Origin of the sequence: Exiguobacterium sp. s36 (genome assembly GCF_018618345.1) — a bacterium.
GTDB classification, from domain to species: domain Bacteria; phylum Bacillota; class Bacilli; order Exiguobacteriales; family Exiguobacteriaceae; genus Exiguobacterium; species Exiguobacterium chiriqhucha.
On the sequence record NZ_JACSLW010000001.1, the window covers coordinates 933,662 to 951,241 of the forward strand.

Consider the following 17,580-nt stretch of genomic DNA (forward strand, 5'->3'; position numbering starts at 1 on the left):
GAAGTTGGTTCAGGCGTCTTTGTCGATTAACCGGAACGCTCGGCTGACGGCGTCCGTCAAGAGCGGTGCCGCTTGCTGCATCGCTTTCTCGAGCATCATCACCCGGGAAACAATCGGGAAGACGGCCTGAATCCCGACGTCCGGGACGGCAATCAGTTCCGATTGTCCGGCGAAGACAAGTGTCGGGACCCCGTGCGCGTTGGCGAGACGGGCCAATCCGTACGGCGCTTTCCCGTGAAGCGACTGCGCATCGAAGTGGCCTTCTCCGGTAATCAACCAGTCGGCCGTTTGCAACGTCTCCTCTAGATTCGACCAGCGCACGACGTCCTCGATTCCGCTCACATACACAGCCCCGAGCTGATAGAGCGCGAAACCGATGCCGCCGGCCGCACCCGCTCCCGGTTCTCCCGTCACATCACGCTCGAAACAACGGGCGTATGAGGAAAGTCCTTTCTCGTAGCTAACGACGTCTTGTGGGGCCAGTCCCTTCTGTGGTCCAAACACGGCCGCCGCCCCCTTTGGTCCGAGCAACGGGTTCGTCACGTCCGAGGCCATCCGCCACTCGACATGACGTGCTTCCGGGAGGAGTCCTGTCCAATCGACTTGAGCGACGTGCTCGAGTTGATGTGGGAACGGCCCAATGATTTGTCCAAACTCATCGAAGAATTGGACGCCGAGCGCCTCGAGCAGGCCTTTGCCTCCGTCGACGGTCGCACTCCCGCCGAGGCCGACGGTGATGCGTGTCGCCCCGCTCTCGAGCGCATGCCGAATTTGCAGCCCCGTCCCATAGGAGCTGTAGCGCCACGGGTCGAGTGTATCGACAAGTGTGAGCCCAGACGCCTCGGCGACTTCGATGACTGCTTCTCGCGTCAGTTCTAACCAACCGTACCGCGCTTGTCGCATCGTCCCGTCAAGCGACATGACGTCTTGCGTGATGGTCTCGGCATGTGGATGTGTCAGGAGCCACGCATCTAAAAATCCTTCGCCTCCGTCTGAAATCGGCACCTCGATGACATCGTGTCCAGCGAGTGCCCGACAAACCGCCCGATTCGCTTCCACGCTCGTCAACGACCCTTTGAACGAATCCATCGCCACGACAATCCGCATGTCCATCCCTCCTCGTATTCAGTGTAACGCAAAAACCGCTCTTCCGAGGAAGAACGGTCCGTGTTTAACGAAGCGACGTGACGAGTCCCATCATCTGGTCACTCATCGACAACGCCCGTGAATTCATCTGGTAGGCACGTTGCGTGATCGTCATGTCGGTCATCTCTTTCGTCAAATCGACGTTCGACGATTCGAGCGTCCCTTCGATCAACAGATTGCCGAGCGGACGGTCAACGTCCGCCGCCAAATCAGCCGCATAGACGTTGTTGCCGAGCGGTTGGAGCGCTGACGTGTTACGCACCTCGACGATATCGAGACGGCCGAACTCTTGCTCGGCCCCGTTCACGCTGGCGACGACCATCCCATCTTGACGGACGCGATGCGCCGTCGCCTCATTCGGCATGACGATCGGGTTCCCGTCCGCACCCAGGAGGGCGTTGCCGTTCACGTCGACGAGCGTCGTCGTCTCACCGACCGACAGCTGCATATTCCCGCTCCGAGTCAATCCGACACCATTCTCCGTCTCGACGGCGAAGAACTGGCGGCTCGCTTTCAAGAACACATCAAGGCCACGGTCAGTCTTGCGAATCTGACCGATATTGAACTGTTGGCTAATATCGGCGACGTGACCGCCAACGCCGATACGAATCCCGTTCGGCGTATCGCGCCCGACCTCGAGCTCGGCGCGTGGTTGATTGTCGTACGCCTGCGACAAGAGCGAGGCGAAGTGGGTCTGTTCCCGCTTATAGCCGGCCGTGTCAACGTTGGCAATGTTGTGACCGGTCACATCGAGCTGGCGCTGAAGCTGCGTGAGCGACGACACCGAGTTATAAATCGATTGCATGGGCTTCCTCCTTAACGAATCCGAGCGATTTCAATCGCCCGCTCGGCACTCTTGTCATATGCTTGGACAACTTTTTGGTTCGCCTCGAATTGACGGTACGTCGTCATCAAATCGGCCATCGTCCGATCGAGATCGACGTTTGCCTCTTCGATAAATCCTTGTTGGAACTGAACGTTCGCAGCAGGCGGTGCGTCTCCATTGACCCGATAGTCGTTCCCGACTTGCTCGAGTGTCGCCAAGTCATCGATTTGAACGGCACCGAGCGTCGCCACGTTCTGACCGAGTGACGTGATTTGCCCGTCACCTGACAACGTGAACTCACTTGACGGCAATTGAATCCGTTCGCCGGCGTCTGAGAGGATATACCCACCATCTGCCGAACGCAAGAAGCGTTCCTCATCGACCGCGAAGCGTCCGTTCGTCGTATAGAGCGTCTCACCGTTCTGTTCGACGGCGAACATAGCGGCACCTGTCGCGTCAGCCGGTACCTTCATATATACGTCGGTCGGGCTCCCCGTCTCGGAGATGCTTCCCGTCGAGAAACGTGGCATCGTCTCTTGCAAATACACGCCCGTCGACAACGTGCCAACCTCGCCTTGCACGCGTGAACCCGAATTTCCCGGGTGGCTCACTTGGGCGAGCAACATTTCTGGGAACGAGCGGACGACGCCGTTCGATGCCTTGAATCCAGGTGTCCGGACGTTTCCAAGGTTATTGCTCAAAATCTCTTGTTGACGTTGGAGCGCGTTCATCGCGCCCGCCGCCGTATATAATCCGCGTAACATGGTTCGTCTTCCTTTCATCGTTCAAAGTCTTCACTCTGTATATCGTACCAAACGAATGTTTCATTCACCGTTTTTTGAAAAAAACTAAAAAAAACCACTTCGCAATGTGAAGTGGTTTTCGTCAAGCGACAATCGGGAGTTCGACCGTCATGGTCGTCCCATTCCCAAGTTCAGAACGGACGCTGATTGTCCCGCCATGTGATTCGATAATCTCCTTACAGATCGCAAGCCCAAGGCCGGTGCCTCCAATATTGCGGCTCTGCTCGTTTTGGACACGGTAGAATTTCTCAAACAGTCGTTCGGCATCTGCGGGCGCCACCCCCATGCCTTCGTCTTCGATGGCGATCCGGATGACATCGTCATCGCACGAGACGTTGACGGCGATATTGCCGCCGTCGGGTGAATATTTAATGGCGTTATTCAAGATGTTCGAGAACACTTGACGCAGTTGCGCCGGGTCCCCGGAGACGCGAATCGTTTCATCACAATCGAAATGGAACGCATGCAACTCGGTCGAACCAGCATGAATCTCAAGAATATCGGACAATAGTTCGAACAAACTCTCGACTTTGAAGTCTTGCTGCGCGTTACCGGACTCTATCTTCTGCACGTCGAGCAGATTGCTGACGAGCCGCTCGAGCCGGGTCGTCTCGCTATGAATCATGCTCAAGTAGCGTTTTCGCTTCTCTTCGTCGACGTGACGATGTTCAAGCAGTTCGGTAAAACCGAGAATGGATGTGAGCGGGGTCCGAAGTTCGTGAGAGACCGTCGCGACAAGTTCCGTCTTCAAGCGATCAATCTCAATCTCTTTCGTAATGTCCCGCGACACAAACATCACGCCGAAACGTTCGTCCTGCAGTTCAATCGGTTCGGCGTACATCCGTATGATACGTCTTCCCCCTTGCATCGAATACGTAAACGTTTCATCGAAGATTCCACAGTTTTTAGCCCGGTGTGTGAAGCGATTGAGACCGTCCTGATCATCGATTTGGTCCATGAACGGCTCATAAAACGCGTCAATCGGATACAAGCTCTGACGGTCGCCGAACGGGAACGGCTGCTCATACAGTTCGAACAGCGCCTCATTGGCGAAGCGTTGGTTTGTGTCTACCTCGACAAAGACAATCGCGTCGCGCATCGTATGCAAAATGCGGGCCGTCTTCTCGCGCTCTTTCTCGAGTTCAGTATGTTGATGAATCAACGAGCTCGACATCTCCGTAAATGATTTCGATAGTTGACCGACCTCGTTTTTCATTGGATTGATCGGAATAAGCGTAGCATGCGGATCGACGGCCAGCCGTTCACTGTTCGTGATGAGCGCCTCAAGCTGTTTCGTCAACCGCACAATATATGGTTGTAGACTAACGAAGAGGATGAACAACGCGCCGAGCAAAATAAGTAGCCACATCCATTGAGCTTTAGCGAGCTGCTCCGACAGTTCTTCCCGGAGACCCGACTCTTGAAAGTCGAGCTCGGAGCGATAGTCCGTGAAGACCGATTCCATGTCGACGATGCTCGCACTCATATCGGCCGCACTATTTGAATTAAATTTGAATCGTGTCTGATTCGACGATGCATTTTTCGGCATAAGCTGGCCGACGGTCGCCATCTGTAAGAACGGCTCATCGACTTCCCCGTTCGCTTTGGCGACAACGTAACGTTCGAGACCAGGCATGACGCGCGTCGTATAGATGGTAAAGAGCAAACGCGCCTCTTCCGCGAACGTCGTCTCTTCGTTTGTCTCGGCGTTCTGTTCAAACCAGCTCGTCTGGTCATCGATGCGGGTCTGGGCTTGTTTCACTTCCGCCAACAGGGCATCTTCTCCGAGCAGGACGTGGCCGCGCATCTCGTACTGCATCGACTGCCACGTCTCGAACAAATCGGTTGCCCGGGCCCGCTGTTCACTGATCCGTTCGAGTTCGACCGTGGTTTCGCGGATCGCTTGCTGGGTATAAAAGTATGTGCCAAGTGACGTCAACGTGATTAAGGCGATCAATACGTAAAACACGGTGAGGACTTGGCGGCTAATTCGTTGTTCAATCCAGCGTTTCATATATAGCCTTCTTTCATATCGATGATTAATCGGATTGGGTAGTTTCGTATGTTCGGCTATTCAAAAAAGTCAGTTTCGTGTACGATAAGAAAACATTCGTCACTTTATACGTGAACGATTAGTGTCAGTATATCGTTCGTTTCTCACAAGAAACTCACAAATCACGAAGGGAATATGCAGATGACCCCTAAATCGATCGGGCTGGTCGTATTGATTATCATCTTCGCGCTCGCTGGCGGCTTCGCCTTGACGCGTGGACAGACGATCGACGACTCAGTCACCGTCACACAAGGAACGGCCGATTTGACCGACTCTCGTGTGACCGACCAACTCATGCGTCTCGATGGGACGTGGCGCTTTCAATCGAGCCTGCTCGAGCGAGTCGACCGCGAATCGTATCGACAACTCCCGCATGTGACGCCGCACAAGACGGCGACTTATGAAACCGACATCTCATTGCCCCCGGGACAATACGCTTTGCGTGTCCCGCGTAACCACCCACATGTCAACCTCCTCATTGATGGAGAAGCTGTCTCACCCGTCTACGCATCGACAGATCAAGACCCTAGACATGCCTATCTCGTTCTGTTAGATACGCAGACGCCGACGTTTCGTTTGACGATTCAAACGGCTGAGACAAATGAGCTCTCGACTGGTATTTCCGACAGTCTGCTCATCGGTCCAACGAGCAATATGATGACCTATCATAATCAATACTTCAGTTATGAGTTCGTGATCATCCTCATCTCGCTCCTCATTTTTTCTTTCTATGCGATCGTTTGGCTGTTCCATCGCAAAGAAACACTCTATCTATATGGAGCTGCTTTCTTTTTCCTCGTCAGCGTCTCGCTTATGACGAGTGATCAAATGATCATATTCGAAATCGTCCCTATGATGTCTTACGTTTTAGCCCATAAATTAAATATGATTACGGCATTACTGAGCGTCGCGATGTTAATCAACTTTGCGTTATGTCTTGAACGCGTCCCGTTTCGACACTTTTTGAAGTACGCGTCCTACCCGCTCTATGCGTTCAGCCTCATCGCCTTGGTGCTGTCTGAAGGTGCGCACGCGATATTCGACCAATTTCCTTGGGTGTATGTCCTGTTCATCACATTCTTCTGGACCGGACTGAACATCAATTGGCTGTTCGAACGAAAAGACGACGGCTATCCGTTCGAATTTCTCGTGTTCACGATTTCGCTCATCATCGGCTATGTTGGCCAGTTGATTAACGTTTTGATTGACCACCCGAACCAAGAACTGTATACGAGCGTCATGTCGCTCATTTACTTCCTGCTCATGTTCACGTTGCTCCCGATTCACTTGTCGACGGATAAACGAAAAAAGCGTGAAGTGCTGACGTTCGCCAATCAAAGTGAAATCTCATTTTTCAACGCCCAAATCAAGCCGCACTTCCTATACAACACATTCGGGAACGTGATTGCGCTCTGTTACACGGCACCGACTGAGGCAGCACGTTTGCTCAGCCATTTGAGCACATATGTCCGCTTCATCTTCGAGAATGGGCGGACCGAGAACGATATCTCGCTCAAGCAAGAACTCGACGTCATCGACTCGTATTTGATGATTGAGCAGACTCGCTTCAATGATGCGTTCACCATCACGAAAGATATCGACGAATCCGTCCTCAACGCCTCGATTCCACCGCTGTTATTGCAACCGCTCGTCGAGAACGCGGTACAGCATGGGTTGATGAAGCAACCAGGTATCAAACGGCTCATGTTGTCGATCCAGTCCTCAGATGATGCAATCGATATCCGGATTGCCGACAACGGCATCGGGTTCAATCCGACACCGCACTTGAGAAAATCGAATGGAATTGGTATCCCGAATGTCAAGAATCGGATCGACTTCATATCAGATGCCACATTTAAATTAAATTCTGAACCAGGGGTCGGAACGCATGTGCATATCCGACTCCCAAAACGAGAGAGGATGAACGAGCAACATGCGCACGATTTTGATTGAAGATGAGCACCATATTTTAAGGATGATGGAACGCCTCATCCAAGCTGAACCAAACTTGAAATGGATGGGGTCGTTCCACGATCCGTTCCAAGCACTTGAATTTTTAGCAAACCAGGAAATCGACCTCGTCTTTCTCGATATCGAGATGCCCCAGATGAACGGTCTCGATTTCGCCAAACGTTTGCCCGAGACGACTCAAGTCGTCTTCACGACGGCGCACAGCCAATACGCGGTCGATGCGTTCAACCTGCAAGCGACGCACTATCTGCTCAAACCGATTACCGAACAGATGATTCACGACCTCATTCCTCGCGTCGAGAAACGATACAAGGAGATAATGTCGACCGAGCATCACCGGACGTGTACGATTCAATGTCTCGACCACTTCTCGGTCAAGACGCAAGACGGCGACCTCGTCAAATGGCCGACACAAAAGACGGAGGAACTGTTCGCCTACTTGATTTTCCACCGCGATAAAGTCGTGAACAAATGGCTCATCGCCGAGACGCTTTATCCAGATATCGACGAGCCGCAGCGGGCGCTCCACAACGTCTATAACCTCGTCTACCGGTTGAAGAAGACGCTCGCCGAGTACGATTTGAGCATCACGGTTCAGACGATCAATAACGGCTACTCCCTTCACTTAGACGACGCCTGTCTTTGCGATTACCATGACTGGTTAGATGCGAAAGAAAAGCCGTTCCCGCAAACGGATTTGTCCACTCGACTCTTCGTCGACAAAGACTATACATGGCATTAAAAAGAGCTTCTCCCTTGAATTGGGAGAAGCTCTTTTTATCGTCCGACGAAGCCACCGTCGACGTGAAGATGTTGCCCGTTGACCCACGCCCCGTCCGGCCCCATGAGGAACGCGATATAGCGGGCCGTGTCCTCAGGTGTCCCGACGCGTCCATACGGGAACAGCGGTACGAGTTGTTCGCGGAGCGCATCATCAATCCAACCCGAATCGGTCGGGCCCGGGTCAAGCGCGTTCACAGAAATTCCGTACTGACCTGTCCCATTGGCCAGTGCCGGCGTGATGGCAATCAACATGCCCTTTGTGGCGATATAAGCCAAGTTGGACGCATCCGCCCCACCGGATACCATGAACAGGATGCGTCCGTCCGTATGCCCCGCTCGTTTGTATCGCTCGATGAAGGCGAACGTCAGACCAAGCGTTCCTTCGTTGTTGACGAGATAATGACGACGCAGCGTCTCGGTCGTGAACGTATCGACGCTCACGTGCCGCTCATACGTCGCATTGTTAACCAGACGGCTTGGAGCACCAATCGCCGACTCAACGCGATTGAGCAGCCCTTCTGCGTCTCCAGACGCCAAATCATACGCTTCATGTGCGACACGGGCCCCTAATGCCCGTAATTCGTTGACGAAGCCGTCAATGAAATTCGGTTCCGCTCCGACACCTTCCGTGCCGTCAAACGGACTCCAGTGCGTGAGATACAAGTCATGACCTGACGTAGCAAGTTTTCGCGCGATGGCTGCCCCGATGCCTTGCGTCCGGCTGACGCCGGTAATGAGTGTGAGTGGTCGTGTCATTTAATGATCCCCTTTAGCCCTTAATTTGGTGAGAAAATACGGTCCCCAGTCCGCTTCGTGCGGGATGACATACGTCCACGTGTAAGCCGGGTCGACGATATAGATGTCCGCATAGTCCATTGTTTCGACAATCAACTCTTTCCTGGCAAGTGGTTGTGCTTGCGTCAAGTCGAGTTCGAGCACATCGTTCGAGTGTTGAAAAAAAAGCATCGCTTTCCACTTCCCGGCTCGTTCGAACGCATGCTCAGCAGTCGTTCCGACGAGACAGCCTTCAGTCCCTGCCACGATATCCTCCCACAGGTAAGGGGAAAGACGTGTCCGTTGTTCCGGTCGTATGAAGTGCGCCACCCATGTCTGACGCGCTTCCTGGCCTCGGTCTTCAATTTTTGTGACCTCGACCCCTTTCGCCGTCAATCGCTCAATCAATGGATTCATCTGCACCCCTCCCCCTTTAGTCTATCCATTTACAGGAAATTCAGACAGTCTTGAATGCAAAAAAGGCACGACGCCTGCAGACGTCGTACCTCTATCTCGTATTACTTCAAACGATCTAAATGCTCGAGCATGATGCCCGTGCCGTGTGCGACGCTGAGCGTCGGCTCTTCGGCGATCATGACGGGCAATCCGACACGCTCGGCCACGAGCTGGTCGATGCCGTGGAGGAGCGAGCCGCCACCTGTCATGATGATGCCGCGGTCGATGATATCGGCCGCAAGTTCCGGAGGCGTCTGTTCGAGGACGCGCTTCGTTGCTTCGACGATCTCATTTGCCGATTCAGCCATCGCTTCACGGAGTTCTTCCGACGTGATGGTTACCGTACGCGGAAGCCCACGCACCATGTCACGACCTCGGATATCCATCGTCTCGTTACGTCCGCCTGGGAAGACCGTCGCAATCTCTTTCTTGATTTGCTCGGCCGTCCGCTCACCGATGACGAGCTTATGCTTGTCTTTGATGGCGCGGAGGATGTCCGTATCGAACCGATCCCCGGCGATTTTAATCGTTTCGCCGCAGACGATATCGCCCATCGAGAGGATGGCAACGTCTGTCGTCCCGCCACCGATGTCGACAATCATATGACCGACCGGCTTCCAGATGTCCATGCCTGAACCGACGGCTGCTGCTTTCGGTTCTACGGCGAGGAAGACTTCTTTCGCGCCGGCCTTCTCGGCCGCCTCACGGATGGCTTTCGCTTCTACCGGTGTCACGTTCGCCGGCGTACAGATGAGCATGCGGATGCCGCCAAAGAAACCGCGGACTTGAATCTTCTCGACGAAGTGACGAAGCATCTCTTCGGTTGTCGCGAAGTCGGCAATGACGCCGTCACGGAGTGGACGGATGGCGACGATGTCACCAGGTGTACGTCCGACCATCTGATACGCTTCTGTCCCGACAGCGAGTACTTTCCCGGTCGAACGCTTAATGGCAACGACCGATGGCTCGTCGAGGACAATGCCTCGACCTTTGACGTGGATGACGACGTTTGCTGTTCCTAAATCAATCCCGATATCTTTTGAAAACATGGTGTGTAGGTTCCTCCGTTCATTACTTCATTGAAAAGAGCGAGAAGAGTCTCTCCTCGCTCCTATGAGTCTATTAATTAGTTCTTAACCATCTCTTCGGCAACTTCAACGTTCCCTTGGATGCGCTCGATGTCAGCACCGAGAGCTTGCAATTTCTTGTGGAAGTCAACGTAGCCACGGTCGATGTGGTAGAGATCGCCCACGCGTGTCTCTTCGTCCGCGATGAGTCCAGCAAGGACGAGAGCAGCACCGGCACGAAGGTCAGTCGATACGACTTCAGCACCTTGGAGGCGAACGCCACCTTTGATGATGGCCGAACGGCCTTCGATTTTGATGTCTGCGTTCATGCGGCGGAACTCTTCCACGTGCATGAAGCGATTCTCAAACACTGTTTCGGTGATGACCGATGTGCCGCCTGCTTTCAAGACGAGCGCCATCATTTGGGCTTGGATATCTGTCGGGAAACCAGGGTGTGGCATCGTCTTCACGTCGACCGGCTTCAACTCATCCGGTGCGATGACACGCATGCCTTCAGCTGTATCTTCGAACTTGACGCCCATTTCTTCCATCTTCGAGATGAGCGGACGAAGGTGCTCGCGCTCAGCGCCGATGACTTCGATGTCGCCGCCTGTGATGGCTCCTGCGACAAGGAACGTACCGGCTTCGATACGGTCAGGAATGATTGAATGCTCGGCGCCATGAAGCTTATCGACACCTTCGATACGAATCGTTTCTGTACCGGCACCGCGGACGTGTGCGCCCATACCGTTCAAGAAGTTGGCGAGGTCAACGATTTCAGGCTCTTTGGCGACGTTCTCGATGATCGTCGTGCCTTCTGCGAGGACGGCAGCCATCATGATGTTCTCTGTCGCGCCGACAGATGGGAAGTCCAAGTAGATCTTCGCACCTTTCAAGCGACCGTCAACCGAAGCTTCGACGAAACCGTTGCCGATGACCGTCTTCGCACCCATCGCCTCGAAGCCTTTTAAGTGGAGGTCAATCGGACGTGAGCCGATCGAGCATCCGCCTGGCATCGCAACACGTGCGTGGCCAAGGCGAGCGAGAAGAGGACCCATGACGAGGATTGAAGCACGCATCTTACGGACGTACTCAAGTGGCGCCTCGTCTTTGATTGTGCCCGACGCATCGACAGTGACTTCATTACTCGCTTCGTCAAATGAAACCTCTGCACCGAGGTGGCGAAGCACTTTGTTAATCGTGTACACATCAGCGAGGCGTGGCACGTTTTGAAGTACCGACTTTCCTTCACCTGCTAATAGAGTGGCAACCAATGTTTTGAGTACGGCGTTTTTAGCTCCTTCAACACGCACAGTACCTGACAATTTACGTCCTCCACGGACTACAATCAAATCCTTCATATCTCTCTTTGTCCTCCAACTTCGTTGATTTTTTGTTTTATACGTCGATATCCGTTACCGGATGTGGTTGTGTCGATTACTATGATGGTTTGTATTACGTGACGCTTCATCAGAGAGAAAAATAATAATAAAAGCAACCATAAAATTCTGATGAAAAATTTCGTCATGTCAGACGAATTTATCCTATCACGATAAACATATACGATACGTTACAGCAGGATTACAGTTTAGTAATCATTTCCCTGCCTACTGTAATGGTGCGAGTGCCTGAGCCAATCGGATATACTCCAAAAAGAACTGGGCGATCAGTGAACCGAAGACGACGGCCACGAGGACGCGCAAGACAGCAGCTTGCGGACTCCTCACTTGATTGAGCAAGCGGTCCCATTTGACCGGCATGAGCGCCCACCAAGCGACGTAGATCGCTACGACGTAGATGACGAGCGATAATACGGTGTTCAGCATCGACGATTCCCCTCTTTTCAAAAATTCGTACCATTTTTAATCATAGCATGACGCGTCAGAGAAAAAAAGACTTAGCGTTCAAGTGAGTGGTTGAATGGGTTCATCCGATCAACTCGCTTTCCTCCATAAACCGCATACAAAAAAGGAACGTCAATCGGCGCATGGCCTTAGTACAGTAATTGACGTCCCTTCAACATTTCAAACATTATTCACTTCAGCATCATAAGTTTGGCTCCAACGGATAGCCTCGACATAGTAACGAGACAAGTCCGGCATCGTCTCATCGACGTCGACCGTCAACTGCTCATAGGCGAGCACCGTATCGAGCAAACCGCGCAACTCGTTGTCTTCCCCGAGAAGCGCCGCTTTGACAACGGGTTCGACCGGAAGCTCCGAGACGAGCGTATGCATCGTCTCGTCCAAGATGACGTCAAGCGACGAGAAGATACCCGTGATGAACGCGTCGAACGCCGTCACGTGCGGCAGCGTCTCGGCCGCAATCAGTTCCATCATCTTGCCGCGGATGACACTCTGTTTAATCAATTCTTTCGATTCGGACGTCTGCAACTCACGCAACAACATCAAGTAGGACCAACGCCGCATCTCATCGAGCCCGATGCGCGCCACAGCCTGTTCAATCGATTGAATCGTGTGACGTCCCTTTTGATACACCGTGTTGACCGAGCGCAACATCTTATACGACAAGTCGACGCTTCGTTCGATTTGGCTGGCGATGCGTCGGAAGTCCGGTTCCGGCTTATCGAGCTCCTTCAGCACTTCGACGAGCGTATGCCGGAGCGGATGGACCTCGGCGCCGTGGACGACCGTCGGCCGACTGAAGAAGTAGCCTTGGAACATGTGATAGCCGAGCTTCTTGGCAATCTCATATTCGAACGGTGTCTCGATTTTCTCCGCTAGAAATTCGACGCGATGGCCGAGGGCGTCGATGAGCCGCTTCTGTTGGTCGATCGGTGTCGCCTGGTAGTCGATTTTGATGATATCGGCGAGTCCGATGAGTGGCCGATACTTCTCTTCGAACACGAAGTCGTCGAGGGCGATCGTATAGCCTTTCCGACGTAACGAACGTAACGCCGCCAAGACTTTCTCCGTCGGTTCGACATGCTCGAGCACCTCGACGACGAGCGTCTGCCGCGGCAATAAAGCCGGTACCTCGCTCTCAATCAAGTTTTGCGGAAAGTTGATGAACGCTCTCGTCCCTTCCGTCAACTCCCGAAAGTTGAAGACGAGATAGGCGTTATGAATCACGTCGGCGGTCGCAAGTGCGTCATCGACATGTTCAAATATATTTTTCTCGCTGCGGCGATATAACAGTTCATAGCCACAGACGCGTAATTTTTGATCAAAGATCGGTTGGCGCGCAACATAAACTTTCATCCCATTGTCTCCTTTACCGTAGTTCCCACCTATATTATCGGATAAGAGATGTCTGTCTTCCACTATTTGGGCGTAAAACTTTTGATGCTTTGGACCTATATATATAGAAGGAACGTGATTCATTCGGTCCATCCACAAAAAAATCTCCCCTGCGGCTGCAGGAGAGATGTCGGTTATTCTTTGATATCGCGAATGCTCAAACGGTTAATCGCTTTTTTGAGCGCGAGCTCCGCACGACGGAATTCGAGGTCCGAGAGCTTCGTGTCTTGAAGACGACGCTCGGCACGAACTTTCGCCGCAGAAGCGCGGTCGTAGTCGATTTTATCCGCCATTTCGGCTGTTTCAGCTAAGATCGTCACCGTGTCGGGACGAACTTCCATGAAACCGCCGCTGAGTGCGATCAGCGTGCGTCCACCATCTTCGTGGCGCAGTTTGAGAACTGAGATATCGAGCGGTGTCACCATCGGGATGTGTTTCGGTAGGATACCGAGTTCACCGGTCACCGATTTGGCGACGACCATCCGTGCCTCGCCCTCATAGGCTGCACCATCCGGGGTGACGACGTTGACGTGAAGAGTATTCATCGTCTAGTTTCCCCCTTCCGTGTAGGTCTTAGACCAACGTCTTCGCTTTTTCGATGACGTCTTCGATTGGACCAACGAGACGGAATGCATCTTCTGGAAGATCGTCGTGTTTACCATCGAGGATCTCTTTGAAGCCGCGAACTGTCTCTTTAACTGGTACGTACGAACCTTTTTGGCCTGTGAACTGCTCAGCCACGTGGAAGTTTTGTGACAAGAAGAACTGAATACGACGGGCACGGTGAACCGTGAGCTTATCGTCTTCAGACAACTCGTCCATACCGAGGATTGCGATGATATCTTGAAGCTCTTTGTAACGCTGAAGCGTCTGCTGGACGTTACGGGCTACTTCGTAGTGCTCAGGTCCGACGATGTCAGGCGAGAGGGCACGTGAAGTCGATGCGAGCGGGTCAACGGCTGGGTAAATCCCCATCTCCGAAAGACGACGCTCCAAGTTAGTCGTTGCATCAAGGTGAGCGAACGTTGTCGCTGGAGCCGGGTCAGTATAGTCATCGGCTGGTACGTAAACCGCTTGAATCGATGTGACCGATCCTTTAGCTGTTGACGTGATTCGCTCTTGAAGCATACCCATTTCCGTTGCGAGTGTTGGCTGGTAACCTACGGCAGATGGCATCCGACCGAGAAGGGCCGAAACTTCCGAACCTGCCTGAGTGAAACGGAAGATGTTATCGACGAAGAGAAGAACGTCTTGTCCTTGCTCATCGCGGAAGTATTCTGCCATTGTGAGACCCGTCAAGGCTACGCGAAGACGCGCGCCCGGCGGCTCGTTCATCTGACCGAAGACCATCGCCGTTTGCTTGATAACGCCTGAGTCCGTCATCTCGTGGAACAAGTCATTTCCTTCACGCGTACGCTCACCGACTCCTGCAAATACAGAAATCCCGCTGTGCTCTTGCGCGATGTTGTTGATGAGTTCCTGGATGAGAACGGTTTTACCTACACCGGCACCACCGAAGAGGCCGATTTTACCACCTTTGATGTATGGTGCGAGAAGGTCGACGACTTTGATTCCTGTTTCCAAGATTTCAACTTTTGTCGACAACTCATCGAACGTCGGTGCTTGACGGTGAATCGGTGACCGACGGACAGTCGGTGACACTTCTTTATCGTCAATCGGGTTACCGAGTACGTTGAAGACACGACCGAGCGTCTCTTCTCCGACTGGTACTGAAATCGGTGAACCTAAGTCAAGTACTTCCATGCCGCGGCGAACGCCGTCCGTTGAGTCCATCGCAATCGTACGGACCGTGTCATCTCCAAGGTGAATCGCCACCTCGAGCGTCAAGTCGACACTGACATCTTGTGCCGATTCAGCCACGTGCGTGACTTTAAGGGCGTTATAGATGTTCGGTAAGTGGTTGTCGAACTTAACGTCGATAACTGGGCCCATGACTGCGACTACGCGGCCTTTCATGCCGTATTCGTTCATCGTGTTAGCCTCCTACAATCTAGAGGGCGTGCGCTTATTCAAGCGCAGCCGCACCTCCGACAATCTCTGTGATTTCTTGTGTGATCGCCGCTTGACGCGCGCGGTTGAACTTGAGCTTGAGTCCACGGATGAGTTCATCCGCGTTGTCTGTCGCGTTCGACATCGCCGTCATCCGAGCCGCGTGCTCCGATACTTTCGCATCGAGGAGCGCGCCGTAGATGAGTCCTTCCGCGTAACGCGGGAGAAGCGCTGCTAAGATCGTTTCTTCTTCTGGTTCGTATTCATACATCACATTAGATGCGGTCTGTTCGATATTCCCAAGCGGAAGCAATCGATCAATCTTCACTTCTTGGCTGATGACAGAGATGAATGAGTTGTAGCAGAGCTTCAATTCATCAATCTCGCCTTCACTGAACGCGCCGACCGTCTGTTTGACGATCTCTGCGACTTCAACGAATGATGGCTGGTCGTTCAATCCTGTCATGGCACTGTACACCGGAATGTTGCGTGCCTTGAAGAACTGAACGCCGACCTTCCCGATCACGTACAGACGGTACTCGTCTGTTGAACCGTGTTTGGCTTTCAACTCGCGATACACGTCACGAAGGACGCTGGCGTTGTATCCACCAGCAAGTCCGCGGTCTGACGTGATGACGATATAGCCGGTCCGTTTGACGGGACGGACTTGAAGCATCGGGTGTGTTGCGCCTGAAGTACCGCCGGCAATCGACGAGATGACTTCCTGCAACTTGGTCATGTACGGCTTGAAGTTGGCGTTGCTCCCTTGAGCGCGGTTCAATTTCGAGGCCGACACCATGTTCATCGCTTTCGTGATTTGCTTCGTGCTTTGGGTCGAGGTGATCCGCATCTGGATCTCACGTAATGATGCCATTTCGATTCACCACCTTAATAGACGCTCGTCACCGGATTAAACCGATGGCGAGAACGTCTTTTTGAATTCCGTAAGTGCATCGACCATCGCCTCGTCAGCAGGAAGGTTTCCTGTTTGACGGATTTCACGGCAGAGGTCCGCACGGTTTTGGTCGAGCCATGCGTTCATTTCTTTTTCGAAACGACGGATGTCTTCGACTGGGACGTCATCGAGATGACCTTTCGTGAGAGCGTAGATGATGATGACTTGCTTGTCGACCGAGAGCGGTGCGTTCAAGTCTTGTTTCAAGACTTCAACGGTACGTTGTCCACGGTTGAGCTTCGCTTGTGTCGCTTTGTCGAGGTCCGACCCGAACTGGGCGAACGCTTCGAGCTCACGATATGACGCGAGGTCAAGACGGAGCGTACCGGCAACTTTCTTCATCGCTTTCACTTGAGCCGAACCACCAACACGCGATACCGAGAGACCGGCGTTAATCGCAGGACGTACCCCTGAGAAGAAGAGGTCCGACTGAAGGAAGATTTGACCGTCTGTGATCGAGATAACGTTCGTCGGGATGTAAGCCGAGATATCCGACGCTTGTGTCTCGATGAACGGAAGTGCTGTCAATGAACCGCCGCCGAGTTCGTCGTTCAACTTCGCCGCACGCTCAAGAAGGCGTGAGTGGAGGTAGAAGACATCCCCTGGGTAGGCTTCGCGGCCTGGAGGACGACGGAGAAGAAGCGAGAGCTCACGATAAGCTGCCGCTTGTTTCGAGAGGTCATCATATACGACGAGGACGTGTTGTCCGCGGTCCATGAAGTACTCACCCATCGATACCCCAGCGAATGGTGCGAGGTAAAGAAGTGGGGCTGGCTGTGAAGCCGATGCCGAAACAACGATCGTGTAATCGAGGGCGCCGTTTTGACGGAGCGTCTCAACTACGCCACGGACAGTCGATTCTTTCTGACCGATTGCGACGTAGATACAGATCATGTTTTCTTCTTTTTGGTTGATGATCGCATCGATTGCGACCGAGGTCTTACCAGTTTGACGGTCACCGATGATGAGCTCACGCTGACCGCGACCGATTGGTACGAGGGCGTCAATCGCCTTAATTCCAGTTTGGAGCGGTTCGTGAACTGACTTACGGGCCATAACGCCGTAAGCTTTACGCTCGATCGGGTTGTATGTGTCCGTCACGATCGGTCCGAGACCGTCGATTGGTTGTCCGAGTGGGTTGACGACGCGTCCGAGGAGCGCTTCACCGACTGGAACTTCCATGATGCGGCCCGTACGTTTTACCGAGTCGCCTTCTTTGATGCCTTTGTAGTCGCCAAGGATGATAATCCCGACGTTACCTTCTTCTAAGTTTTGCGCCAAGCCCATTACGCCGTTAGAGAACTCTACGAGTTCCCCCGCCATAACGTTATCGAGTCCGTATGCACGAGCGATACCGTCACCTACTTGAATGACTGTACCTGTCTCACTGACTTCGATTTCAGAACCGTACGAAGCGATCCGCTCTTTTAGCAGGGCGCTGATTTCTTCAGCTTTGATCGTCATTGAATTCACCCC

At 53.0% G+C, this 17,580-nt stretch carries 16 protein-coding genes; 2 read left to right on the forward strand and 14 right to left on the reverse strand.

Annotated elements, in window-relative coordinates; translation table 11 throughout:
• Nucleotides 1-9: 9 nt before the first annotated feature.
• From KNP95_RS04645 to KNP95_RS04660, 4 genes are all read right to left on the reverse strand, one after another.
• Nucleotides 10-1,107: a glycerate kinase family protein gene (locus KNP95_RS04645; RefSeq protein ID WP_251138462.1), complete on the reverse strand. Its 1,098-nt coding sequence runs from the start codon at nucleotides 1,105-1,107 to the stop codon at nucleotides 10-12.
• A 64-nt stretch (nucleotides 1,108-1,171) separates the two neighbouring features.
• Nucleotides 1,172-1,951 carry a flagellar hook-basal body protein gene (locus KNP95_RS04650; protein ID WP_214835746.1) on the reverse strand — a complete coding sequence of 260 codons (780 nt, stop codon included), beginning with the start codon at nucleotides 1,949-1,951 and terminating at the stop codon, nucleotides 1,172-1,174.
• An 11-nt stretch (nucleotides 1,952-1,962) separates the two neighbouring features.
• Complete coding sequence (locus tag KNP95_RS04655) at nucleotides 1,963-2,736, reverse strand: flagellar hook-basal body protein (RefSeq protein ID WP_214802236.1); 774 nt, start codon at nucleotides 2,734-2,736, stop codon at nucleotides 1,963-1,965.
• Nucleotides 2,737-2,857: 121 nt separating this feature from the next.
• On the reverse strand, nucleotides 2,858-4,789 hold the full coding sequence (locus tag KNP95_RS04660; RefSeq protein WP_214802239.1) for a sensor histidine kinase: 1,932 nt from the start codon (nucleotides 4,787-4,789) through the stop codon (nucleotides 2,858-2,860).
• Between the two features lie 180 nt (nucleotides 4,790-4,969).
• Between KNP95_RS04660 and KNP95_RS04665 the strand changes: the two genes are divergently transcribed.
• Nucleotides 4,970-6,781, forward strand: a complete 1,812-nt coding sequence (locus KNP95_RS04665) for a sensor histidine kinase (RefSeq protein ID WP_214835748.1) — start codon at nucleotides 4,970-4,972, stop codon at nucleotides 6,779-6,781.
• A complete protein-coding gene (locus KNP95_RS04670; RefSeq protein ID WP_214835752.1) occupies nucleotides 6,762-7,541 on the forward strand; it encodes a response regulator in 780 nt (259 codons plus the stop codon). The genes KNP95_RS04665 and KNP95_RS04670 overlap by 20 nt, the downstream gene beginning before the upstream one ends.
• Before the next feature lie 35 nt (nucleotides 7,542-7,576).
• On the opposite strand, the gene KNP95_RS04675 is transcribed toward KNP95_RS04670, so the two are convergent.
• The 10 genes from KNP95_RS04675 to atpA all read right to left on the reverse strand — a co-directional run bounded on the left by KNP95_RS04675 (nucleotide 7,577) and on the right by atpA (nucleotide 17,568).
• The gene (locus KNP95_RS04675; RefSeq protein WP_214835755.1) at nucleotides 7,577-8,338 is read right to left on the reverse strand and encodes an SDR family oxidoreductase; all 762 of its coding nucleotides are present in this window, start codon (nucleotides 8,336-8,338) and stop codon (nucleotides 7,577-7,579) included.
• Nucleotides 8,339-8,773, reverse strand: coding sequence for a DUF4275 family protein (locus tag KNP95_RS04680; protein ID WP_214835758.1), 435 nt, complete (start codon nucleotides 8,771-8,773; stop codon nucleotides 8,339-8,341).
• Nucleotides 8,774-8,874: 101 nt separating this feature from the next.
• Nucleotides 8,875-9,861 (reverse strand): rod shape-determining protein, encoded by a 987-nt coding sequence (gene mreB, locus KNP95_RS04685; RefSeq protein WP_021066145.1) that lies wholly within the window; start codon nucleotides 9,859-9,861, stop codon nucleotides 8,875-8,877.
• 77 nt (nucleotides 9,862-9,938) lie between these two features.
• Nucleotides 9,939-11,240: a UDP-N-acetylglucosamine 1-carboxyvinyltransferase gene (murA, locus tag KNP95_RS04690; protein ID WP_021066144.1), complete on the reverse strand. Its 1,302-nt coding sequence runs from the start codon at nucleotides 11,238-11,240 to the stop codon at nucleotides 9,939-9,941.
• Nucleotides 11,241-11,486: 246 nt separating this feature from the next.
• Nucleotides 11,487-11,705, reverse strand: a complete 219-nt coding sequence (locus KNP95_RS04695) for a DUF1146 family protein (RefSeq protein WP_021066143.1) — start codon at nucleotides 11,703-11,705, stop codon at nucleotides 11,487-11,489.
• A 198-nt stretch (nucleotides 11,706-11,903) separates the two neighbouring features.
• The gene (locus KNP95_RS04700) at nucleotides 11,904-13,100 is read right to left on the reverse strand and encodes an EAL and HDOD domain-containing protein (RefSeq protein ID WP_021066142.1); all 1,197 of its coding nucleotides are present in this window, start codon (nucleotides 13,098-13,100) and stop codon (nucleotides 11,904-11,906) included.
• 173 nt (nucleotides 13,101-13,273) lie between these two features.
• Nucleotides 13,274-13,684 (reverse strand): F0F1 ATP synthase subunit epsilon, encoded by a 411-nt coding sequence (locus KNP95_RS04705; RefSeq protein WP_021066141.1) that lies wholly within the window; start codon nucleotides 13,682-13,684, stop codon nucleotides 13,274-13,276.
• A 28-nt stretch (nucleotides 13,685-13,712) separates the two neighbouring features.
• Nucleotides 13,713-15,131 (reverse strand): F0F1 ATP synthase subunit beta, encoded by a 1,419-nt coding sequence (atpD, locus tag KNP95_RS04710; protein ID WP_285801145.1) that lies wholly within the window; start codon nucleotides 15,129-15,131, stop codon nucleotides 13,713-13,715.
• Nucleotides 15,132-15,165: 34 nt separating this feature from the next.
• Entirely contained in the window at nucleotides 15,166-16,023 is an 858-nt protein-coding gene (gene atpG / locus KNP95_RS04715; protein WP_021066139.1) for an ATP synthase F1 subunit gamma, read from the reverse strand.
• Nucleotides 16,024-16,059: 36 nt separating this feature from the next.
• Entirely contained in the window at nucleotides 16,060-17,568 is a 1,509-nt protein-coding gene (gene atpA / locus KNP95_RS04720) for a F0F1 ATP synthase subunit alpha (RefSeq protein ID WP_114165153.1), read from the reverse strand.
• Nucleotides 17,569-17,580: the final 12 nt, after the last annotated feature.